This window comes from Streptomyces sp. LMG1-1-1.1 (genome assembly GCF_040815545.1).
Lineage (GTDB): Bacteria > Actinomycetota > Actinomycetes > Streptomycetales > Streptomycetaceae > Streptomyces.
The window spans coordinates 68,222-85,730 of record NZ_JBFPNH010000016.1; the positions used below are offsets into that span (position 1 = coordinate 68,222).

The 17,509-nt window shown below is 69.5% G+C and carries 17 protein-coding genes; all 17 read right to left on the minus strand.

From position 1 onward, the window contains the following. Window positions 1–105: 105 nt before the first annotated feature. The 17 genes from atpD to rho all read right to left on the minus strand — a co-directional run bounded on the left by atpD (window position 106) and on the right by rho (window position 17,431). On the minus strand, window positions 106–1,548 hold the full coding sequence (gene atpD, locus MRBLMG1_RS07590; RefSeq protein ID WP_367822009.1) for a F0F1 ATP synthase subunit beta: 1,443 nt from the start codon (window positions 1,546–1,548) through the stop codon (window positions 106–108). Then, the gene (locus MRBLMG1_RS07595; RefSeq protein WP_367822011.1) at window positions 1,548–2,465 is read right to left on the minus strand and encodes a F0F1 ATP synthase subunit gamma; all 918 of its coding nucleotides are present in this window, start codon (window positions 2,463–2,465) and stop codon (window positions 1,548–1,550) included. The genes atpD and MRBLMG1_RS07595 overlap by 1 nt, the downstream gene beginning before the upstream one ends. A gap of 20 nt (window positions 2,466–2,485) precedes the next feature. Then, the gene (gene atpA, locus MRBLMG1_RS07600) at window positions 2,486–4,084 is read right to left on the minus strand and encodes a F0F1 ATP synthase subunit alpha (RefSeq protein ID WP_033206791.1); all 1,599 of its coding nucleotides are present in this window, start codon (window positions 4,082–4,084) and stop codon (window positions 2,486–2,488) included. Between the two features lie 140 nt (window positions 4,085–4,224). Further along, window positions 4,225–5,040, minus strand: coding sequence for a F0F1 ATP synthase subunit delta (locus tag MRBLMG1_RS07605; RefSeq protein WP_367822014.1), 816 nt, complete (start codon window positions 5,038–5,040; stop codon window positions 4,225–4,227). After that, window positions 5,037–5,582, minus strand: a complete 546-nt coding sequence (locus MRBLMG1_RS07610; RefSeq protein ID WP_367822016.1) for a F0F1 ATP synthase subunit B — start codon at window positions 5,580–5,582, stop codon at window positions 5,037–5,039. The genes MRBLMG1_RS07605 and MRBLMG1_RS07610 overlap by 4 nt, the downstream gene beginning before the upstream one ends. Window positions 5,583–5,620: 38 nt before the next feature. Beyond that, window positions 5,621–5,854 carry an ATP synthase F0 subunit C gene (gene atpE / locus MRBLMG1_RS07615; RefSeq protein ID WP_010474382.1) on the minus strand — a complete coding sequence of 78 codons (234 nt, stop codon included), beginning with the start codon at window positions 5,852–5,854 and terminating at the stop codon, window positions 5,621–5,623. A gap of 91 nt (window positions 5,855–5,945) precedes the next feature. Continuing rightward, a complete protein-coding gene (atpB, locus tag MRBLMG1_RS07620; RefSeq protein ID WP_015036204.1) occupies window positions 5,946–6,755 on the minus strand; it encodes a F0F1 ATP synthase subunit A in 810 nt (269 codons plus the stop codon). 222 nt (window positions 6,756–6,977) lie between these two features. Further along, window positions 6,978–7,391: a hypothetical protein gene (locus MRBLMG1_RS07625; RefSeq protein WP_367822019.1), complete on the minus strand. Its 414-nt coding sequence runs from the start codon at window positions 7,389–7,391 to the stop codon at window positions 6,978–6,980. Between the two features lie 264 nt (window positions 7,392–7,655). After that, window positions 7,656–8,969 carry an MraY family glycosyltransferase gene (locus MRBLMG1_RS07630; protein ID WP_367822021.1) on the minus strand — a complete coding sequence of 438 codons (1,314 nt, stop codon included), beginning with the start codon at window positions 8,967–8,969 and terminating at the stop codon, window positions 7,656–7,658. Window positions 8,970–9,076: 107 nt separating this feature from the next. Then, window positions 9,077–10,324 carry a serine hydroxymethyltransferase gene (gene glyA, locus MRBLMG1_RS07635; RefSeq protein ID WP_367822023.1) on the minus strand — a complete coding sequence of 416 codons (1,248 nt, stop codon included), beginning with the start codon at window positions 10,322–10,324 and terminating at the stop codon, window positions 9,077–9,079. A 36-nt stretch (window positions 10,325–10,360) separates the two neighbouring features. Next, on the minus strand, window positions 10,361–11,008 hold the full coding sequence (locus tag MRBLMG1_RS07640) for a protein-tyrosine-phosphatase (protein ID WP_367822025.1): 648 nt from the start codon (window positions 11,006–11,008) through the stop codon (window positions 10,361–10,363). After that, window positions 11,005–11,652, minus strand: coding sequence for an L-threonylcarbamoyladenylate synthase (locus MRBLMG1_RS07645; protein WP_367822027.1), 648 nt, complete (start codon window positions 11,650–11,652; stop codon window positions 11,005–11,007). Before MRBLMG1_RS07645 ends, MRBLMG1_RS07640 begins: the two co-directional genes overlap by 4 nt. Before the next feature lie 34 nt (window positions 11,653–11,686). After that, window positions 11,687–12,532, minus strand: a complete 846-nt coding sequence (prmC, locus tag MRBLMG1_RS07650) for a peptide chain release factor N(5)-glutamine methyltransferase (protein WP_367822029.1) — start codon at window positions 12,530–12,532, stop codon at window positions 11,687–11,689. Window positions 12,533–12,569: 37 nt separating this feature from the next. Beyond that, window positions 12,570–13,646 carry a peptide chain release factor 1 gene (gene prfA, locus MRBLMG1_RS07655; protein WP_367822031.1) on the minus strand — a complete coding sequence of 359 codons (1,077 nt, stop codon included), beginning with the start codon at window positions 13,644–13,646 and terminating at the stop codon, window positions 12,570–12,572. 93 nt (window positions 13,647–13,739) lie between these two features. Further along, on the minus strand, window positions 13,740–13,961 hold the full coding sequence (gene rpmE, locus MRBLMG1_RS07660) for a 50S ribosomal protein L31 (protein WP_367822033.1): 222 nt from the start codon (window positions 13,959–13,961) through the stop codon (window positions 13,740–13,742). Between the two features lie 134 nt (window positions 13,962–14,095). Then, the gene (locus MRBLMG1_RS07665) at window positions 14,096–15,187 is read right to left on the minus strand and encodes an LCP family protein (protein ID WP_367822035.1); all 1,092 of its coding nucleotides are present in this window, start codon (window positions 15,185–15,187) and stop codon (window positions 14,096–14,098) included. Between the two features lie 195 nt (window positions 15,188–15,382). After that, complete coding sequence (rho, locus tag MRBLMG1_RS07670) at window positions 15,383–17,431, minus strand: transcription termination factor Rho (protein ID WP_367822037.1); 2,049 nt, start codon at window positions 17,429–17,431, stop codon at window positions 15,383–15,385. Window positions 17,432–17,509 lie beyond the last annotated feature (78 nt).

Below are 17,509 nucleotides of genomic sequence, written 5' to 3' on the forward strand. Positions count from 1 at the left end.
TCCTCGGGTCACCACCCGGCGGTCGTGCCGGGTGTTGGGGTCAATTCTAGGGGGCGTGATGAGGGGGGCGGGACGGATCCCACCCCCCTCGGGTGAGCACGGGGCTCAGGAGACGCCGAGCTCCTTGGCGTTGTTCTTGAGGTCCTCAAGACCACCGCACATGAAGAACGCCTGCTCGGGGAAGTGGTCGTACTCACCGTCGCAGATCGCGTTGAACGCGGCGATCGACTCGTCGAGCGGAACGTCCGAACCGTCCACACCGGTGAACTGCTTCGCCGCGTGGGTGTTCTGGGACAGGAAGCGCTCGACACGGCGGGCGCGGTGGACAACGAGCTTGTCCTCCTCGCTCAGCTCGTCGATACCGAGGATCGCGATGATGTCCTGGAGGTCCTTGTACTTCTGCAGGATTCCCTTGACGCGCGTGGCGGCGTCGTAGTGGTCCTGCGCGATGTAGCGCGGGTCCAGGATCCGGGACGTGGAGTCCAGCGGGTCCACGGCCGGGTAGATGCCCTTCTCGGAGATCGGACGGGAGAGAACCGTCGTCGCGTCGAGGTGGGCGAAGGTGGTGGCCGGGGCCGGGTCGGTCAGGTCGTCCGCGGGGACGTAGATCGCCTGCATCGAGGTGATCGAGTGACCACGGGTCGACGTGATGCGCTCCTGGAGGAGACCCATCTCGTCGGCCAGGTTCGGCTGGTAACCCACCGCGGAGGGCATGCGGCCGAGCAGCGTGGAGACCTCGGAACCGGCCTGGGTGAAGCGGAAGATGTTGTCGATGAAGAACAGCACGTCCTGCTTCTGCACATCGCGGAAGTACTCCGCCATGGTCAGACCGGCGAGGGCCACGCGCAGACGGGTGCCCGGGGGCTCGTCCATCTGGCCGAAGACCAGCGCGGTCTTGTCGAGAACGCCGGCCTCCTCCATCTCGACCATGAGGTCGTTGCCCTCACGGGTGCGCTCGCCGACGCCCGCGAAGACGGAGACACCGTCGTGCAGCTTGGCCACACGGACGATCATCTCCTGGATCAGAACGGTCTTGCCGACACCGGCACCACCGAACAGACCGATCTTTCCACCCTTGACGTACGGGGTGAGGAGGTCGACGACCTTCAGGCCGGTCTCGAACATCTCGGTCTTGGACTCGAGCTGGTCGAAGGCCGGGGCCTTGCGGTGGATCGTCCAGCGCGGCGCGTCGGCCACGGTGGACTCGTCGGCGTTCAGCACCTGGCCCAGCGTGTTGAACACGCGGCCCTTGGTGGCGTCACCGACCGGGACGGTGATGCCCGTGCCCGTGTTGGTCACCGGGGCCTGGCGGACCAGACCGTCGGTGGGCTGCATGGAGATGGTGCGGACGACGCCGTCACCGAGGTGCTGGGCGACCTCGAGGGTCAGCGTCTTGGTCGCGCCCTCCTCGGCCGGGTCCGGAACCTCGACGTTCAGCGCGTTGTAGATCTCCGGCATCGCGTCGACGGGGAACTCCACGTCGACGACCGGGCCGATGACCCGGGCGACGCGGCCCGTGGCGGCGGCCGTCTCAACAGTGGTCGTCATTACTTGTCACTCCCCGCGGTCGCGTCGGCCAGGGCTGCGGTGCCACCGACGATCTCGCTGATTTCCTGGGTGATTTCGGCCTGGCGGGCCGCGTTGGCAAGTCGGGAGAGGTTGTTGATCAAGTCTCCCGCGTTGTCGGTCGCCGACTTCATCGCGCGGCGCGTGGCAGCGTGCTTGGAGGCAGCCGACTGGAGCAGCGCGTTGTAGATACGGCTCTCGACGTACCGGGGCAGCAGGGCGTCGAGGACGTCCTCCGCCGACGGCTCGAAGTCGTACAGCGGACGGAGCGTGTCCGTGTCGCCGGCCTCCTTCGCCACCTCGTCGAGGCTGAGGGGCAGCAGCCGGGCCTCGACCGCCGTCTGCGTCATCATCGAGACGAACTCGGTGTAGACGATGTGGAGCTCGTCCACACCACCCTCCGCCGTGTCCTTCTCGATCGCCTCGATCAGCGGAGCCGCGATCGTCTTGGCGTCGCCGTACGACGGCTGGTCCGTGAACCCGGTCCACGTGCCGGCCAGCTTCCGCTCACGGAAGTTGTAGTGCGCGATACCACGACGGCCGACGACGTAGATCGTGACCTCGCGGCCCTCGCTCTCCAGCTTCGCCGTCAGCCTCTCCGCCGCCTTGATGGCGTTGGAGTTGAAGGCACCGGCCAGACCGCGGTCGCTCGAGAGGAGCAGGACCGCGGCGCGGACGGGGTTCTCCGCCTCGGTGGTCAGCGGGTGCTTGTCGTTCGCACCCGTGGCCACCGCCGTGACCGCGCGCGTCAGCTCGGTCGCGTACGGAGTCGACGCCTGCACCTTGCGCTGCGCCTTGACGACGCGCGAGGCGGCGATCATCTCCATCGCCTTGGTGATCTTCTTCGTCGCGGTGACGGATTTGATGCGACGCTTGTAGACCCGGAGCTGCGCTCCCATGAGTCAGGTCCCTTCCGTCGTCACTTCGAGACGTTGACGGCGGCAGGAGCGTCCTCGCCCAGCAGCTTGCCGTCAGAGGTCTCGAACTGCTTCTTGAACTCCGCGATGGCGTCACCGACGGACTGCAGGGTGTCGTCCGACATCTTGCCGCCCTCACGGATGGAGGTCATGAGACCCGAGTGGTTCTGGCGCAGGTACGCCAGCAGCTCGGCCTCGAAGCGACGGATGTCGGCGACCGGGACGTCGTCCATCTTGCCGGTGGTGCCGGCCCAGACGGAGACGACCTGGTTCTCGGTGGGCATCGGCTGGTACTGAGCCTGCTTGAGCAGCTCGACCATCCGCTGACCGCGCTCCAGCTGCGCCTTCGACGCGGCGTCCAGGTCGGAACCGAAGGCGGCGAACGCCTCCAGCTCACGGAACTGGGCCAGGTCGACACGGAGGCGACCGGAGATCTGCTTCATCGCCTTGTGCTGGGCGGAGCCACCGACACGCGAGACCGAGATACCGACGTTCAGGGCCGGACGCTGGCCGGCGTTGAACAGGTCGGACTCCAGGAAGCACTGGCCGTCGGTGATGGAGATGACGTTGGTCGGGATGAACGCCGACACGTCGTTCGCCTTGGTCTCGACGATCGGAAGACCGGTCATCGAACCCGCACCGAGCTCGTCCGAGAGCTTCGCGCAGCGCTCGAGGAGACGCGAGTGCAGGTAGAAGACGTCACCCGGGTAGGCCTCACGGCCCGGCGGGCGGCGCAGCAGCAGCGACACGGCGCGGTAGGCGTCGGCCTGCTTCGACAGGTCGTCGAAGACGATCAGGACGTGCTTGCCCTGGTACATCCAGTGCTGACCGATGGCGGAGCCGGTGTACGGCGCCAGGTACTTGAAGCCGGCCGGGTCGGACGCCGGGGCGGCGACGATCGTCGTGTACTCGAGCGCACCGGCCTCTTCCAGGGCGCCGCGCACGGACGCGATGGTCGAGCCCTTCTGGCCGACGGCGACGTAGATGCAGCGGACCTGCTTGTTCACGTCGCCCGAGCGCCAGTTGTCACGCTGGTTGATGATCGTGTCGATGCACAGCGCGGTCTTGCCGGTCTGGCGGTCGCCGATGATCAGCTGACGCTGGCCGCGGCCGACCGGCGTCATGGCGTCGACGGCCTTGTAGCCGGTCTCCATCGGCTCGTGCACCGACTTACGGGCCATAACGCCCGGGGCCTGCAGCTCGAGGGCGCGGCGGCCCTCGGTCGCGATCTCGCCGAGACCGTCGATCGGGTTGCCGAGCGGGTCGACGACGCGACCCAGGTATCCCTCACCGACACCGACGGAGAGGACCTCGCCGGTGCGCTGCACCGACTGCCCCTCCTCGATACCGCTGAACTCGCCGAGGACGATCGCACCGATCTCGCGCTCTTCGAGGTTCAGCGCGAGACCCAGGGTCCCGTCCTCGAACTTCAGCAGCTCGTTCGCCATGGCCGAGGGAAGACCCTCGACCTTCGCGATACCGTCACCGGCCAGGCTGACCGTGCCGACCTCCTCGCGCGAGGCCGCGTCCGGCTGGTACGACTGGACGAAGTTCTCCAGTGCGTCCCGGATCTCCTCCGGCCGGATCGTGAGCTCCGCCATCTGGGTTCCCTGCTCTCCTTGTTGGGCCCGAAGTTTCTTAAGGGGTCTGGGGGCCGACCCCCAGGAATCTTCTGCAATCTCTGCACGGCCCAACCGGGCCGCTGGTGATGCTGTGTATCTGTGTGCTGCGGTGGCTGTCGTCAGCCGGCCAGTCGGCGGGTCGCCTCGTCGAGACGCTCCGCGATGGAGCCGTTGATGACCTCGTCGCCGACCTGCACGGTGATCCCGCCGAGGACCGCGGGGTCCACGTCCAGGTTCAGGTGCATCTGGCGGCCGTACAGCTTGGCCAGGACGGCACCGAGGCGCTGCTTCTGCTGGTCGGACAGCGGCACGGCCGAGGTGACGACGGCGACCATCCGGTCCCGGCGCGCCGCGGCGAGCTTGGACAGGGACTCGAGTCCCGCTTCCAGGCTACGTCCCCGGGGCTGGGTCACCAGACGGACGACCAGTCGCTCGGTCGATGCGTGGGCCTTGCCGCCGAGCAGGCTGCGGAGCAGCTCGCCCTTGGCGGTCGCCGTGGCGGCCTTGTCCGTCAGCGCCGAGCGGAGCTCGTTGCTGGAGGACACGATCCGGCCGAAGCGGAACAGCTCGTCCTCGACGTCGTCGAGCGCGCCCGCCTTCTGCGCCGCGGTGAGGTCGGCGGTGTTCGCCAGTACCTCGGCCGCGTCGACCAGGTCACGCGAGCGCGACCAGCGGGAACGCACCATGCCCGAGACCAGGTCGACGGTCTCGCCGCCCACCTGACCGCTCAGGAGTCGCTGCGCGAGCTCGGCCTTCGCCTCACCCGACTGCGCGGGGTCGGTCAGGACCCGGCGCAGCGACACCTCGCGGTCGAGCAGCGTGGTGACGGCGGCCAGCTCGTCCGCGAGCTTCGTCGCGTCGACCGACGTGTTGTCGGTCAGTGCGTCGAGGGACTCACGGGCGGCAGCCAGTGCCTCACGGCTCGCTCCGTTCATCGGACGGCCTCGGCCTTCTCCTCAAGCTCTTCGAGGAAGCGGTCGATCGTGCGGCTCTGGCGGGCGACGTCCTCGAGGGACTCGCCGACCAGCTTGCCGGCCAGGTCGGTGGCGAGCTTGCCCACGTCCTGACGCAGCGACGCGGACGCGGCCTTGCGGTCAGCCTCGATCTGCGTGTGACCGGCCGCGATGATCTCCTCGCGCTGGCGCTGGCCCTCCGCCTTCATCTCCTGGATGATCGCGGTGCCCTGCTCCGTCGCCTCCTGGCGAAGACGCGCGGCCTCGTGGCGGGCCTCGGCGAGCTGGGCCTTGTACTGCTCCAGCACGCTCTGAGCCTCGATCTGGGCCGACTCGGCCTTCTCGATGCCACCCTCGATGGCCTCGCGGCGCTGCTCCAGAACCTTGTTGATGTTCGGGAGGAGCTTCTTGGCGAGGAAACCGAAGACGATGACGAAGGCGATCAGGCCGATGACGAGCTCGTCGAGATGCGGGATGAGCGGGGGCTGCTCCTCCGCCGCTTCCGCAAGAAGCAGAGCGTTCACATCAGTGCCTTCCGTAAAAGTTGGGCTGTCGGTCCGGCTTACTTGTAGACGAAGCCCATGACGATGCCGATGAGGGCGAGCGCCTCACAGAACGCGAAACCCATGATCTGGTTGGTGCGGATCAGGCCGGCCGCCTCGGGCTGACGGGCGAGGGCCTGGGTGCCGTTACCGAAGATGATGCCGACGCCGACGCCGGGGCCGATGGCCGCGAGGCCGTAGCCGATGGAGGCGACGTTTCCGTTGACGGCGGCGAGAGTCTCGAGAGCGGACATGCCGGTTCTTCCTTCTCTTTCAAGGACCCGGTGGGGGTTGGCCACCGGACGACTGTTGGTTTGGGGGTGGTGCTGCCGGTCAGGGCCGGACTCAGTGGTGCTCGGAGAGCGCGCCCTGGACGTAGCTGCAGGCCAGGAGGACGAAGACGTACGCCTGGACGGCCTGGATGAAGAGCTCGAAGGCGGTCATCACGAGGACCATCACGAACGAGGCGCCGGCGTAGACGAAGCCCAGGCCGTTCATGAGGTACCAGGTGGCAAGCGAGAACATCACGATGAGCAGGTGACCGGCGAACATGTTCGCGAACAGTCGGACCGCGTGCGTGAAGGGCCGGATGAGCAGGTTCGAGAAGAACTCGAGCACCACGACGAGCGGCAGGATCGGGCCGAGCGACTTGTCGTAGCCGACGATGTTCTTCCAGCCGCCGACGAAGCCGTGCTTCTTGAAGGTCAGCGAGACCCAGAGGACGTACACGATCAGCGCGAGAGCGGCCGGGAAGGCGATCAGCGACGTGACCGGGAACTGGGCGAGCGGGATGATCGACCAGAGGTTCAGCATCCACACGAAGAAGAACATCGACACCATCAGCGGGACGTACTTCTCGCCGTCCTTCTTGCCGATGATTTCGTAGACGATGCCGCGGCGCACGAAGTCGTACCCGGCCTCGCCGACCATCTGCATCTTGCCGGGGATCAGCTTGGGCTTGTTGAAGGCGGCCCAGAAGAACCCGACGACCACGAGCGAACCCAGGATGGCGAGCAGCATCGGCTTGGTGAAGTCGAAGCCGCCCACGGAGAACATGGGCTCGTACATGAACGTGTGCAGGCCCGGCGCCGGGAAGCCACATCCGGTGAAGATGTGGCAATCCGGGTCGAAGGCAAGCGTCTGGTCAGCACTCACCGCGGGCTCCTTCAGCGTGGCGCATAGGTACGGCAACCTCGTTGTGTCGGCGCGGCACGCAGCCGCGGGTCGGCACTGGACTGGTCTTACGGATAAGGGGGCGGCGGTTCGGCATCGAGCCTCGCGCTGGGACAGGCGTCTCGGATGCCCGCGCCCGCAGTGCCGCAGTTGGCACCGGACGATAGCAGGAAGCCGAACGCGGCTTTATCCCGGCCCTACCCTTCACTGCTTCGACCCCGACTTCTCGGGCTCGACGTACATGATCTTGGCCTTCATGTAGGCCCGGGCCTGAGCGGCGACCCACACCACGGTCGTCGCCAGCAGCGTGAAGGCGAAGGCCTTGAAGTCGAACAGCGTCGTGTCCTTGAACAAGGCCAAGAAGATGAAGAGCAGCAGCAGTTGGGCCGTGTAGAGCATGAGCCCCATGGCCTGGAACAGCTGCGGCAGCGACTTCGCCGTCCGCTGGAGCACCACGAGCCCCACGCCCATGAAGAGGAGCACGACCAGGGTGCCTGCGACGGCGCCGAGTGCACCCTTGCCACCGGCGACCACCCCGCTGACGACCGTGGCGATGACGCCGACGGCAGCGGTGGGTACGGCGGTGTGCAGCAGGGTGCGTGCGTCGTTGGACGGCATGGCGGTGTCTCCGCTTGTGATGGAGGGGGCGATGGTGTCGTCATGGACGAGCGTAGGCCCGGTCCGAGGTGGGTCTCGGGGCCAACAGACCGTCGCACTACGGTCTTTCGGCACTGTCGCCGGGTCTCGTGAACGGTATCACAAACTATTTGAATAGGTCTTTACCCATAAGGTGTGCCAACCGTCACACATGAGAGCTACGGCGCGCGTGTGTGCGCGACACGGGGGCGCCGTGTCTGGTAATGGCCGCGAATGCGGCTTTCGTCAACTGGGCGTTCCGGCCTTCCGCCGGTCGGGGAAGCGCGCGCGGTTGCCGATGGCGGTGGCGCCGTTGATCCCCGCGGGCACCGGAACGCGCTCCTCCTCGACCGCCGGGGCCTCCGCGAGGGGCTCCGGCACCGAAATCCGCTTGCGCCGGCGGTACCGGGGCGGCACGACCGACTCGGCCCAGCGGGGCGCGCGCGGTGCGAACCGCGGCAGCAGGAGCAGCACCAGGCCGATGGCGCTCAGCGCGACGACACCGAGGACGATCCACATCGACGTCGAGTGGACCGAGTACGCCAGCGTGCCGAAGGCGATCAGGGCGGACCAGAAGTACATGATCAGCACCGCCCGGCTGTGCGAGTGCCCGATCTCCAGGAGCCGGTGGTGCAGGTGGCCGCGGTCGGCAGCGAACGGCGACTGGCCCTTCCAGGTCCGGCGCACGATGGCCAGGACCAGGTCCGCCATCGGGATCGCGATGATCGTCAGCGGCAGCACCAGCGGGATGAACACGGGCAGGGCGGCGTGCGTGGCCTGACGGGTCGAGCCCTCGAACAGCTTCAGCACGTCGGGGTCGACCTGCCCGGTGATCGAGATGGCCGAGGCGGCCAGGATCAGGCCGATCAGCATCGAGCCCGAGTCGCCCATGAAGATCCGCGCCGGGTGCATGTTGTGCGGCAGGAAGCCCAGGCACATGCCCATGAGGATGGCGGCGAACAGCGTCGCGGGCGCGGCCGCCTCGATCGTGTAGCCGTACCAGAGGCGGTACGCGTACAGGAAGAAGGCCGCGGCGGCGATGCAGACCATGCCGGCGGCGAGACCGTCGAGGCCGTCGACGAAGTTCACCGCGTTGATCGTGAGGACGACCAGGGCGACCGTGAGGAGCGTGCCCTGCCCCGGGGTGAGGGCGACCGTGCCGACGCCGGGGATCGGCAGCCACAGGATCGTCAGACCCTGCGCGACCATCACACCGGCGGAGATCATCTGCGCGCCGAGCTTGATCAGCGCGTCCAGCTCGAACTTGTCGTCGAGGACGCCGATCAGCCAGATCAGAGCGGCGCCGGAGAGCAGCGCGCGGGGCTCGTTGGACAGTTCGAAGACGCTGCCGAGGTTCTGCAGGTGCGCGGCGACGAGGAGTCCCGCGCACAGCCCGAAGAACATGGCGATGCCACCGAGCCGCGGAGTCGGTTCTCGGTGTACGTCGCGGGCGCGGATCTCCGGCATCGCCCCGGTCGCGATGGCGAACTTCCGCACCGGACCGGTGAGCAGATAGGTCACCGCGGCCGTGACACAGAGCGTCAGCAGGTAATCACGCACGGGCTGCCCCACAGGAATCGCTGGCCATCTCAGCCCCACACCCTAGCCGTGCCGTCCATGTGGTTGGAGACACCGGGGCCGCCCGAACGGTTGCGGACGGTCTCCGGTCAGCCTCCATACGGGGGAAATCGGCCGGTCAGCTGCCGTACCTCCGCCCGTACCCGAGCCGTTTCCGCCGCGTCATCCCGGAGGGCGACGGTGAACAGGGCGGCGATCCTGGCCATCTCGGGGGCACCCATCCCCTGCGTGGTGACGGCGGCCGTACCGAGCCGGATCCCACGTCCCTCCCCGTGCGGCAGGGCACAGGTGTCGAGCACCATGCCGGCGGCGGCGAGCCGGGCGCGGGCCGTGCGGCCGTCGATGCCGAGGGGGGACGGATCGGCGGTGATGAGGTGGGTGTCCGTGCCGCCCGTGGTCACCGCGAAGCCCTCGGCGGCGAGCGCCGCGGCGAGCACCTTCGCGTGTTCCACCACCTGATGGGCGTACGCGGTGAACGCCGGGGTGGACGCCTCGCCGAAGGCCACCGCCTTCGCCGCGATCGTGTGCATCTGGGCGCCGCCCTGCGTGAACGGGAACACCGCGCGGTCGATCCGGGCCGCCAGCTCCCCGCCGCACAGGATCATTCCGCCGCGCGGGCCGCGCAGCACCTTGTGCGTGGTCGCGCAGACCACGTCGGCGTACGGCACGGGGTTGGGGGCCGCTCCCCCGGCGACCAGGCCGATGGGGTGCGCCGCGTCGGCGATCAGATAGGCGCCGACCTCGTCGGCGATCTCGCGGAAGACCGCGTAGTCGAGGTGGCGGGGGTAGGAGATCGAGCCGCAGACGATCGCCTTGGGGCGGTGGTGGCGGGCGAGCGCGGCGACCTGCTCGTAGTCGATGAGTCCCGTCTCGGCGTCGACCCCGTACGGCACGAAGTCGAACCACCGGCCGGAGAAGTTCGCGGGCGAACCGTGCGTGAGGTGCCCGCCGTGGTCGAGACCCATGGCCAGGACCGTGTCACCGGGCCTCAGGAGGGCCGCGTACGCCGCCAGGACGGCCGAGGAGCCCGAGTGTGCCTGGACGTTCGCGTGGTCGGCTCCGAAGAGCGCGGTGGCCCGTTCCACGGCGATCCGCTCCGCCGCGTCGGCGTACTCGCAACCGCCGTGGTGGCGTGCCCCCGGATACCCCTCGGCGTACTTGTTCGCGAGGGGCGACCCCAGCGCCGCCAGCACGGCCGGCGACGTGAAGTTCTCCGCCGCGATCAGCTGCAGGCTGTCCGCCTGCCTTCGCACCTCCCCCAGCAGCACGTCGGCGATCTCCGGGTCCTGCCGGCGCAGGACGTCCAGATCCTCATCGGGGGGTGCGGTGACCGGCATGCCACCAATGTAGGCGCGCCCCCGCCGCCCCGCCCGTCAGCGCCGGGCGGAGACGCCCGTCAGGGCGGTGACGACGGGGTCGAGGGCCTGGTTGATCTCGTCGCCGATGGAGCGGAAGAAGGTGATGGGGGCGCCGTAGGGGTCGTTGACCTCGTCGGCGTCGACGGAGGGGGCGAGGAGCCACCCGCGTAGAGCCGCGGCGGCGCGGACCAGGGCACGGGCGCGCTCGACCATGCCCTCGTCGCGGGGGTCGGGCAGGGTGGCGGGGTCGATCGCCCGGACCAGGCGGGTGAACTCCTTCAGGGTGAAGGTGCGCAGGCCCGCCGAATGGCCCATGGAGATGACCTGGGCCCGGTGGTCGCGGGTCGCGGTGAGGACGAGGTCGGCGCGGATGACGTGCTCGTCGAGGAGCTCGCGGCCCACGAAGCCGCTGTAGTCGGCGCCGAAGTCGGCGAGGACCAGTTCGGCGTTGGCCTCCATGGGGGCGCCCTCGTGGCCCCAGGTGCCGGCGCTCTCCACGATCAGGCCGCCGCCCAGGGGGTCGCCGAGCCGGTCGCACAGGGCATGCCGGGTCAGCCGCTCGGTGATGGGCGAGCGGCAGACGTTGCCGGTGCTGACGTGGAGGATGCGGAAGGTGCTGCTGTCGTCGAACCCCGCTATGCCACGCCCCTCAGGGGCGGTCAACTGGCCACCTCGAGGTCGGGTACGACCTTCCGGAGCTCCTCCGGGGACAGCGCGCCCTCGCGCAGCAGCACCGGCACCTTGCCCGTGACGTCGACGATGGACGAGGGGATGATGCCGGGGGTCGGGCCGCCGTCGAGGTACACGGAGACGGAGTCGCCGAGCATCTGCTGGGCCGCGTCGCAGTCCTCCGGGGACGGGTGTCCCGTGAGGTTGGCCGAGGACACGGCCATGGGGCCGACCTCGGTGAGCAGCTCGATGGCGACCGGGTGCAGCGGCATCCGGATCGCGACGGTCCCGCGGGTGTCGCCGAGGTCCCACTGGAGGGACGGCTGGTGCCGGGCGACGAGGGTGAGCGCGCCGGGCCAGAAGGCGTCGACGAGCTCCCAGGCCTGCTCGGAGAAGTCGGTGACCAGGCCGTGGAGGGTGTTCGGGGAGCCGATGAGCACGGGCGTGGGCATGTTGCGGCCCCGGCCCTTGGCGGCGAGCAGGTCCGCCACGGCCTCGCTGCTGAAGGCGTCCGCCCCGATCCCGTACACGGTGTCGGTGGGCAGCACGACCAGCTCGCCCCGGCGGACGGCGGACGCGGCTTCGCGCAGACCGGTCACGCGGTCGGTCGCCTCGTTGCAGTCGTATCGCCGTGCCATCAGTTCCCGGCCTCCTCGTACGCGTGGTGCTTGGTCATGGCATTGCCTTGCGGGCGGTCGCGAAGCGCGGCCGGTTGTTCAGGTCCGGGTGGTCGGCGGCGTCGGCCCAGCCGGCCTCTTCGTTGAAGATCCACGGCACCTGCCCGCCCTGGGTGTCCGCGTGCTCGATGACGACGAGGCCGCCGGGCCGCAGCAGGCGGTGGGCGGTGCGCTCGATGCCGCGGATGGTGTCGAGGCCGTCCTCGCCGGAGAAGAGGGCCATCTCCGGGTCGTGGTCGCGGGCCTCGGGTGCGACGTACTCCCACTCGGTGAGCGGGATGTACGGCGGGTTGGAGATGACCAGGTCGACCTGGCCGTCCAGCTCGGGGAGCGCGCTGAGCGCGTCGCCCTGGTGGACGGTGACGCGGGAGTCCTGGGCGTTCTTGCGGGTCCAGACGAGGGCGTCGTCGGACAGCTCGACGGCGTGCACGCGCGAGCGCGGGACCTCCTGGGCCATGGCGAGGGCGATGGCGCCGGAGCCGGTGCACAGGTCGACGATCAGCGGTTCGACGACGTCCATGGCGCGGACGGCGTCTATGGCCCAGCCGACGACCGACTCGGTCTCGGGGCGGGGCACGAAGACGCCGGGGCCGACCTGGAGCTCCAGGTAGCGGAAGAACGCCCGGCCGGTGATGTGCTGGAGCGGTTCGCGCGCCTCGCGGCGGGCGACGGTTTCCCAGTAGCGGGCGTCGAAGTCCGCGTCCTTGACGTTGTGCAGCTCCCCCCGCTTGACGCCGTGCACGAACGCGGCGAGCTCCTCGGCGTCGAAACGCGGTGAGGGAACGCCGGCGTCGGCCAGCCGCTGGGTGGCCTGGGCCACCTCGGCAAGCAGCAGGTTCACGCTGGTCCTCCGTGGTGCGGGGTGGGGCTTACGGAACTTAGGCCGCGGCGAGCTTGGCGGCGGAGTCGGCGTCGACACAGGCCTGGATCATGGCGTCCAGGTCGCCGTCGAGCACCTGGTCCAGGTTGTACGCCTTGAAACCGACCCGGTGGTCCGAGATGCGGTTCTCCGGGAAGTTGTACGTACGGATCTTCTCGGACCGGTCGACCGTGCGGACCTGGCTGCGGCGGGCGTCCGCGGCCTTCGACTCTGCCTCCTCCTGGGCCGCGGCGAGCAGCCGCGAGCGCAGGATGCGCATGGCCTGCTCCTTGTTCTGGAGCTGGCTCTTCTCGTTCTGGCAGGAGGCGACGATGCCGGTCGGCAGGTGCGTGATGCGGACCGCGGAGTCGGTGGTGTTGACCGACTGGCCGCCGGGGCCGGACGAGCGGTAGACGTCGATGCGCAGGTCGTTGGCGTGCACCTCGACCTCGACCTCCTCGGCCTCGGGCGTGACGAGCACACCGGCGGCGGAGGTGTGGATGCGGCCGGCGGACTCGGTCGCGGGCACGCGCTGCACGCGGTGCACCCCGCCCTCGTACTTGAGGCGGGCCCAGACGCCCTGGCCGGGCTCGGTGGCGCCGTTGCCGCCCTTGGTCTTCACGGCGACCTGGACGTCCTTGTAGCCGCCCAGCTCGGACTCGGTGGCGTCGATGATCTCGGTCTTCCAGCCGACGCGCTCGGCGTACCGGAGGTACATGCGGAGCAGGTCGCCGGCGAAGAGCGCGGACTCGTCGCCGCCGGCGCCCGCCTTGATCTCCAGGATGACGTCCTTGTCGTCGCTCGGGTCGCGCGGGACCAGGAGCAGGCGGAGCTTCTCCGTGAGCTCCTCCCGGTCCTTCTCCAGCTGCTTGACCTCGGCGGCGAAGTCGGGGTCGTCGTGGGCGAACTCACGAGCGGTCTCGATGTCCTCACCGGTCCGCTTCCAGGCCCGGAAGGTGCCGACGATCGGGGTCAGCTCGGCGTAGCGCTTGTTCAGCTTGCGCGCGTTCGCCTGGTCGGCGTGGACCGAGGGGTCCGCGAGCTTCGTCTCCAGGTCGGCGTGCTCGCCGACCAGTTCCTCGACCGCCTCGAACATCGGGGGCTCCTGGTTTTCGTCAGTTCTACGGGACGGCAAAGCGCCGGTCCCGGCCACCCGCGCGGGGCGACCGTGGACCGGCGCAGGGGCTCGCTACTTGGCGGAGCCGGCGGCCTTGCCGAAGCGGGCCTCGAAGCGGGCGACGCGGCCGCCGGTGTCGAGGATCTTCTGCTTGCCCGTGTAGAACGGGTGGCACTCGGAGCAGACCTCGGCACGGATGGTGCCGTCGGTCAGGGTGCTACGGGTGGTGAACGACGCGCCACAGGTGCAGCTGACCTGGGTCTCGACGTACTCGGGGTGGATCTCGCGCTTCAAGGTGTCTCCTAGTTTCGGGAGGGCTCCGGGTCGCCGCCGCGGGTTGCGGCAAGCGTGAACCGGGACCGACGTACCAGTCTGCCAGGACCGGCCGCATCTCCCAAAACGGGGGTCGGGCCGAAGGTATTCCCGGGCTACTTCACGACGCCGTCGGCCTCGCCGGTGGCGGCGTCCTTCGTCGCCGCCGCGGGGATCGGCAGGTCGCCCTTGAGCGCCGTCCAGACCTGCCGGGAGGCGGCCTCCAACGGGACCACCCGGTTGGGGTCCCGGGGGTCGTACTCGACCGGCAGGGTGATCATGTGGACGTTCCGGGCACCGATGCCGGAGAGGCCCTTGGCGAACCCCATCAGCTCCTGGACGGAGTCGAGTTCGGAGTCCGGGGTGACGGCCTTGGTGGCCGCGTCGGCGAGGTCGAGGAGCTTCTTCGGGTTGGTGAGGACGCCGACGTCCTTGACCTGCTCGATGAAGGCCTTCATGAAGGCCTGCTGGAGCTGGATGCGGCCGAGGTCGCTGCCGTCGCCGACGCTCTTGCGGGTGCGGACGAGGCCGAGGGACTGCTCGCCGTCGAGGGTGTGGGTGCCGGGGGCCAGGTCGAGGTGGCTCTTGGAGTCCTTGATGGCCTGCGTGGTGGTGATCTCCACGCCGCCGAGCTCGTCGATGAGCTTCTTGAAGCCGGTGAAGTCGACCTCGATGTAGTGGTCCATGCGGATGCCGGACATCGCCTCGACGGTCTTCACGGCACAGGCGGGGCCGCCGACCTCGTACGCGGTGTTGAACATGGCCCGCTTCTCGCCGCCGGCGGTGCCGCCCCGGCCGTCGGTGCACGACGGCCGGTCGATGAGGGTGTCGCGGGGTATGGAGACCACGCTCGCCTTCTTGTGGCCCTCGTAGACGTGGACGACCATCGCGGTGTCGGAGCGGGCGCCGCCCTCGTCCTTGCCGTAGGCGCCATTGTCGCCGGAACGGGAGTCGGAGCCGAGGACGAGGATGTCCATGGAGCCGTTGTCGACGTTCTCGGGGCGGGCGGTGCCCAGCTGGGCGTTGATGTCGACGCCCTGGATGTTGCCGTCGAGCTTCAGGTACGCGTAGCCGAGTGCGGCGCCGCCGAGCACGAGGACCGCGGCGGCCCCGGATATCAGGATCGGCGCCTTGCGGCGCTTGGCGGGCGCCTTGCGGCGCCGGCCGCTGCCGCCGCGTTTGCCGCCGCCGGCGTTCTGCTCGGACATCGTCACCCCTCGGGCCCTCGGTTCACCTTCTGTGACGGCGAGGCACCCGAAAGGGTTGCACGGCTCCCTGTGAGGTTTCGATGGGCGACGCACCGCGCCCACCGTGCGGGGCACGGTGGGCGCGGTGGTTTACGCAGGTCACGACGGGGTTACGAGCGCGGGGCCCGGCTGTCGTCGTGTGACGCAGCTCTCGCGTCAGTCGTTGTTGCTCGATCCCGGCGTCGTCTTCTGGATCTGGAGCAGGAACTCGCCGTTCGACTTCGTCTGCTTCATCTTGTCCAGCAGCAGCTCGATCGCCTGCTGCTGGTCGAGCGCGTGCAGCACCCGACGCAGCTTCCAGGTGACGGCGAGCTCGTCGGCGCCGAGCAGGATCTCTTCCTTGCGGGTGCCGGACGCGTCGACGTCCACCGCCGGGAAGATGCGCTTGTCGGCGAGCTTCCGGTCGAGCTTGAGCTCCATGTTGCCGGTGCCCTTGAACTCCTCGAAGATCACCTCGTCCATCCGCGAGCCGGTGTCGACCAGCGCGGTGGCCAGGATGGTCAGCGAGCCGCCGTCCTCGATGTTGCGCGCGGCACCGAAGAAGCGCTTCGGCGGGTAGAGCGCGGTCGAGTCGACACCACCGGACAGGATGCGGCCGGAGGCGGGCGCCGCGAGGTTGTACGCGCGGCCCAGGCGGGTGATCGAGTCGAGCAGGACGACCACGTCGTGACCCAGCTCCACGAGGCGCTTGGCGCGCTCGATGGCCAGCTCGGCGACGGTGGTGTGGTCCTCGGCCGGACGGTCGAAGGTCGAGGAGATGACCTCGCCCTTGACCGACCGCTGCATGTCGGTGACCTCTTCCGGACGCTCGTCGACCAGGACGACCATCAGGTGGCACTCGGGGTTGTTGTGCGTGATCGCGTTGGCGATGGCCTGCATGATCATGGTCTTGCCGGTCTTCGGCGGGGCCACGATCAGACCGCGCTGGCCCTTGCCGATCGGCGACACGAGGTCGATGATCCGCGTGGTCAGCACGCCCGGGTCGGTCTCCAGACGGAGCCGGTCCTGCGGGTAGAGCGGGGTCAGCTTGTTGAACTCCGGGCGGCCTCGGCCGGAGTCCGCCGCCATGCCGTTCGCGGAGTCCAGGCGGACCAGCGCGTTGAACTTCTCGCGGCGCTCGCCCTCCTTCGGCTGACGCACCGCACCGGTGACGTGGTCGCCCTTGCGCAGGCCGTTCTTGCGGACCTGGGCGAGGGAGACGTACACGTCGTTCGGACCGGGCAGGTAGCCCGAGGTCCGGATGAACGCGTAGTTGTCGAGGATGTCGAGGATGCCCGCGACGGGGATCAGGACGTCGTCGTCGGCGACCTGCGGCTCGCCGGCCTGGAAGTCGTCACGGCCACGACGGCCACGACGGTCGCGGTAGCGCCCGCGACGCCCGCGGCGACCGCCCTCGCCGTCGTCGTAGTCGTCCTGCGGACCGGCCTGCTGGCCGCCCTGCTGACCCTGGCTCTGGACCTGCTGGCCCTGACCCTGGCCCTGGCCGCCCTGGCGCTGGCGCTGACCGCCCTGGCCACCGCCCTGCTGCTCGTCGCCCTTGGCGCGGTCGCGCTGACGGTCGCGGCGGTCGCGGCGCTCGCCGCGCTCCGCACGCTCGCCGCGCTCCCCACGGTCACGACGGCCGCGGCCCTCGGCGCCGTCGACGGCGGCCTCGGCCTGCGCGTCGGCCTTGGCCTCGGTACGGGTCTCGGTCTTGACGACCTGGGCGGCCTCGGCCTTGGCCTCGCCCTCCGGCGAACCGGCGGGGGCGGTGGCACGACGACGACGGCGCTCACCGGTCGGCTGGTCATCGGAGGCGGGCTGGCCCGGGATGTCGATCTGCTGCTGGGCGACGGCCTTCTCGGCCTGCTCCGCCTTGGGCGCGGCGGCCTCGGTGGCGGTGTCGCCCGTACGGGCCTTGGAGGTGGCGCGGCGCTTCGGCTTGGTGTCGGCCGCTTCGGCGGCCTTGGCCGGGGCGGCGGCCTGGGATCCCCCGGCCTGCGCCTCCTTGATGACCTCGATCAGCTGGCTCTTGCGCATCCGCGCGGTGCCCCTGATGCCGAGGCCCGACGCGACCTGCTGCAGCTCGGCCAGGACCATGCCGTCGAGGCCGGTGCCGGAGCGGCGGCGCCGTGCGGTGCCGCCGGAGGCAGCACCTGCGGCGGGCGCGGCGGTGTCGACATTGTTGTCGGCAGTCACGCCCATCAGATCGGTGGTGTCGCTCACGAAGGGTCCTTCCCTGGAGCGGACGTCGGCCATCTGGCTCGGCGACCGGTTGTGCTGTCCGGCAGCGGTCCTGTGTTG

What these genes read in the sequence shown, in the direction of transcription:
- atpD (WP_367822009.1), bottom strand. Translation starts at nt 1,548, where the DNA reads ATGACGACCACTGTTGAGACGGCCGCCGCCACGGGCCGCGTCGCCCGG.
- MRBLMG1_RS07595 (WP_367822011.1), bottom strand. Translation starts at nt 2,465, where the DNA reads ATGGGAGCGCAGCTCCGGGTCTACAAGCGTCGCATCAAATCCGTCACC.
- atpA (WP_033206791.1), bottom strand. Translation starts at nt 4,084, where the DNA reads ATGGCGGAGCTCACGATCCGGCCGGAGGAGATCCGGGACGCACTGGAG.
- MRBLMG1_RS07605 (WP_367822014.1), bottom strand. Translation starts at nt 5,040, where the DNA reads ATGAACGGAGCGAGCCGTGAGGCACTGGCTGCCGCCCGTGAGTCCCTC.
- atpE (WP_010474382.1), bottom strand. Translation starts at nt 5,854, where the DNA reads ATGTCCGCTCTCGAGACTCTCGCCGCCGTCAACGGAAACGTCGCCTCC.
- MRBLMG1_RS07625 (WP_367822019.1), bottom strand. Translation starts at nt 7,391, where the DNA reads ATGCCGTCCAACGACGCACGCACCCTGCTGCACACCGCCGTACCCACC.
- glyA (WP_367822023.1), bottom strand. Translation starts at nt 10,324, where the DNA reads ATGCCGGTCACCGCACCCCCCGATGAGGATCTGGACGTCCTGCGCCGG.
- MRBLMG1_RS07645 (WP_367822027.1), bottom strand. Translation starts at nt 11,652, where the DNA reads ATGGCACGGCGATACGACTGCAACGAGGCGACCGACCGCGTGACCGGT.
- prfA (WP_367822031.1), bottom strand. Translation starts at nt 13,646, where the DNA reads ATGTTCGAGGCGGTCGAGGAACTGGTCGGCGAGCACGCCGACCTGGAG.
- MRBLMG1_RS07665 (WP_367822035.1), bottom strand. Translation starts at nt 15,187, where the DNA reads ATGTCCGAGCAGAACGCCGGCGGCGGCAAACGCGGCGGCAGCGGCCGG.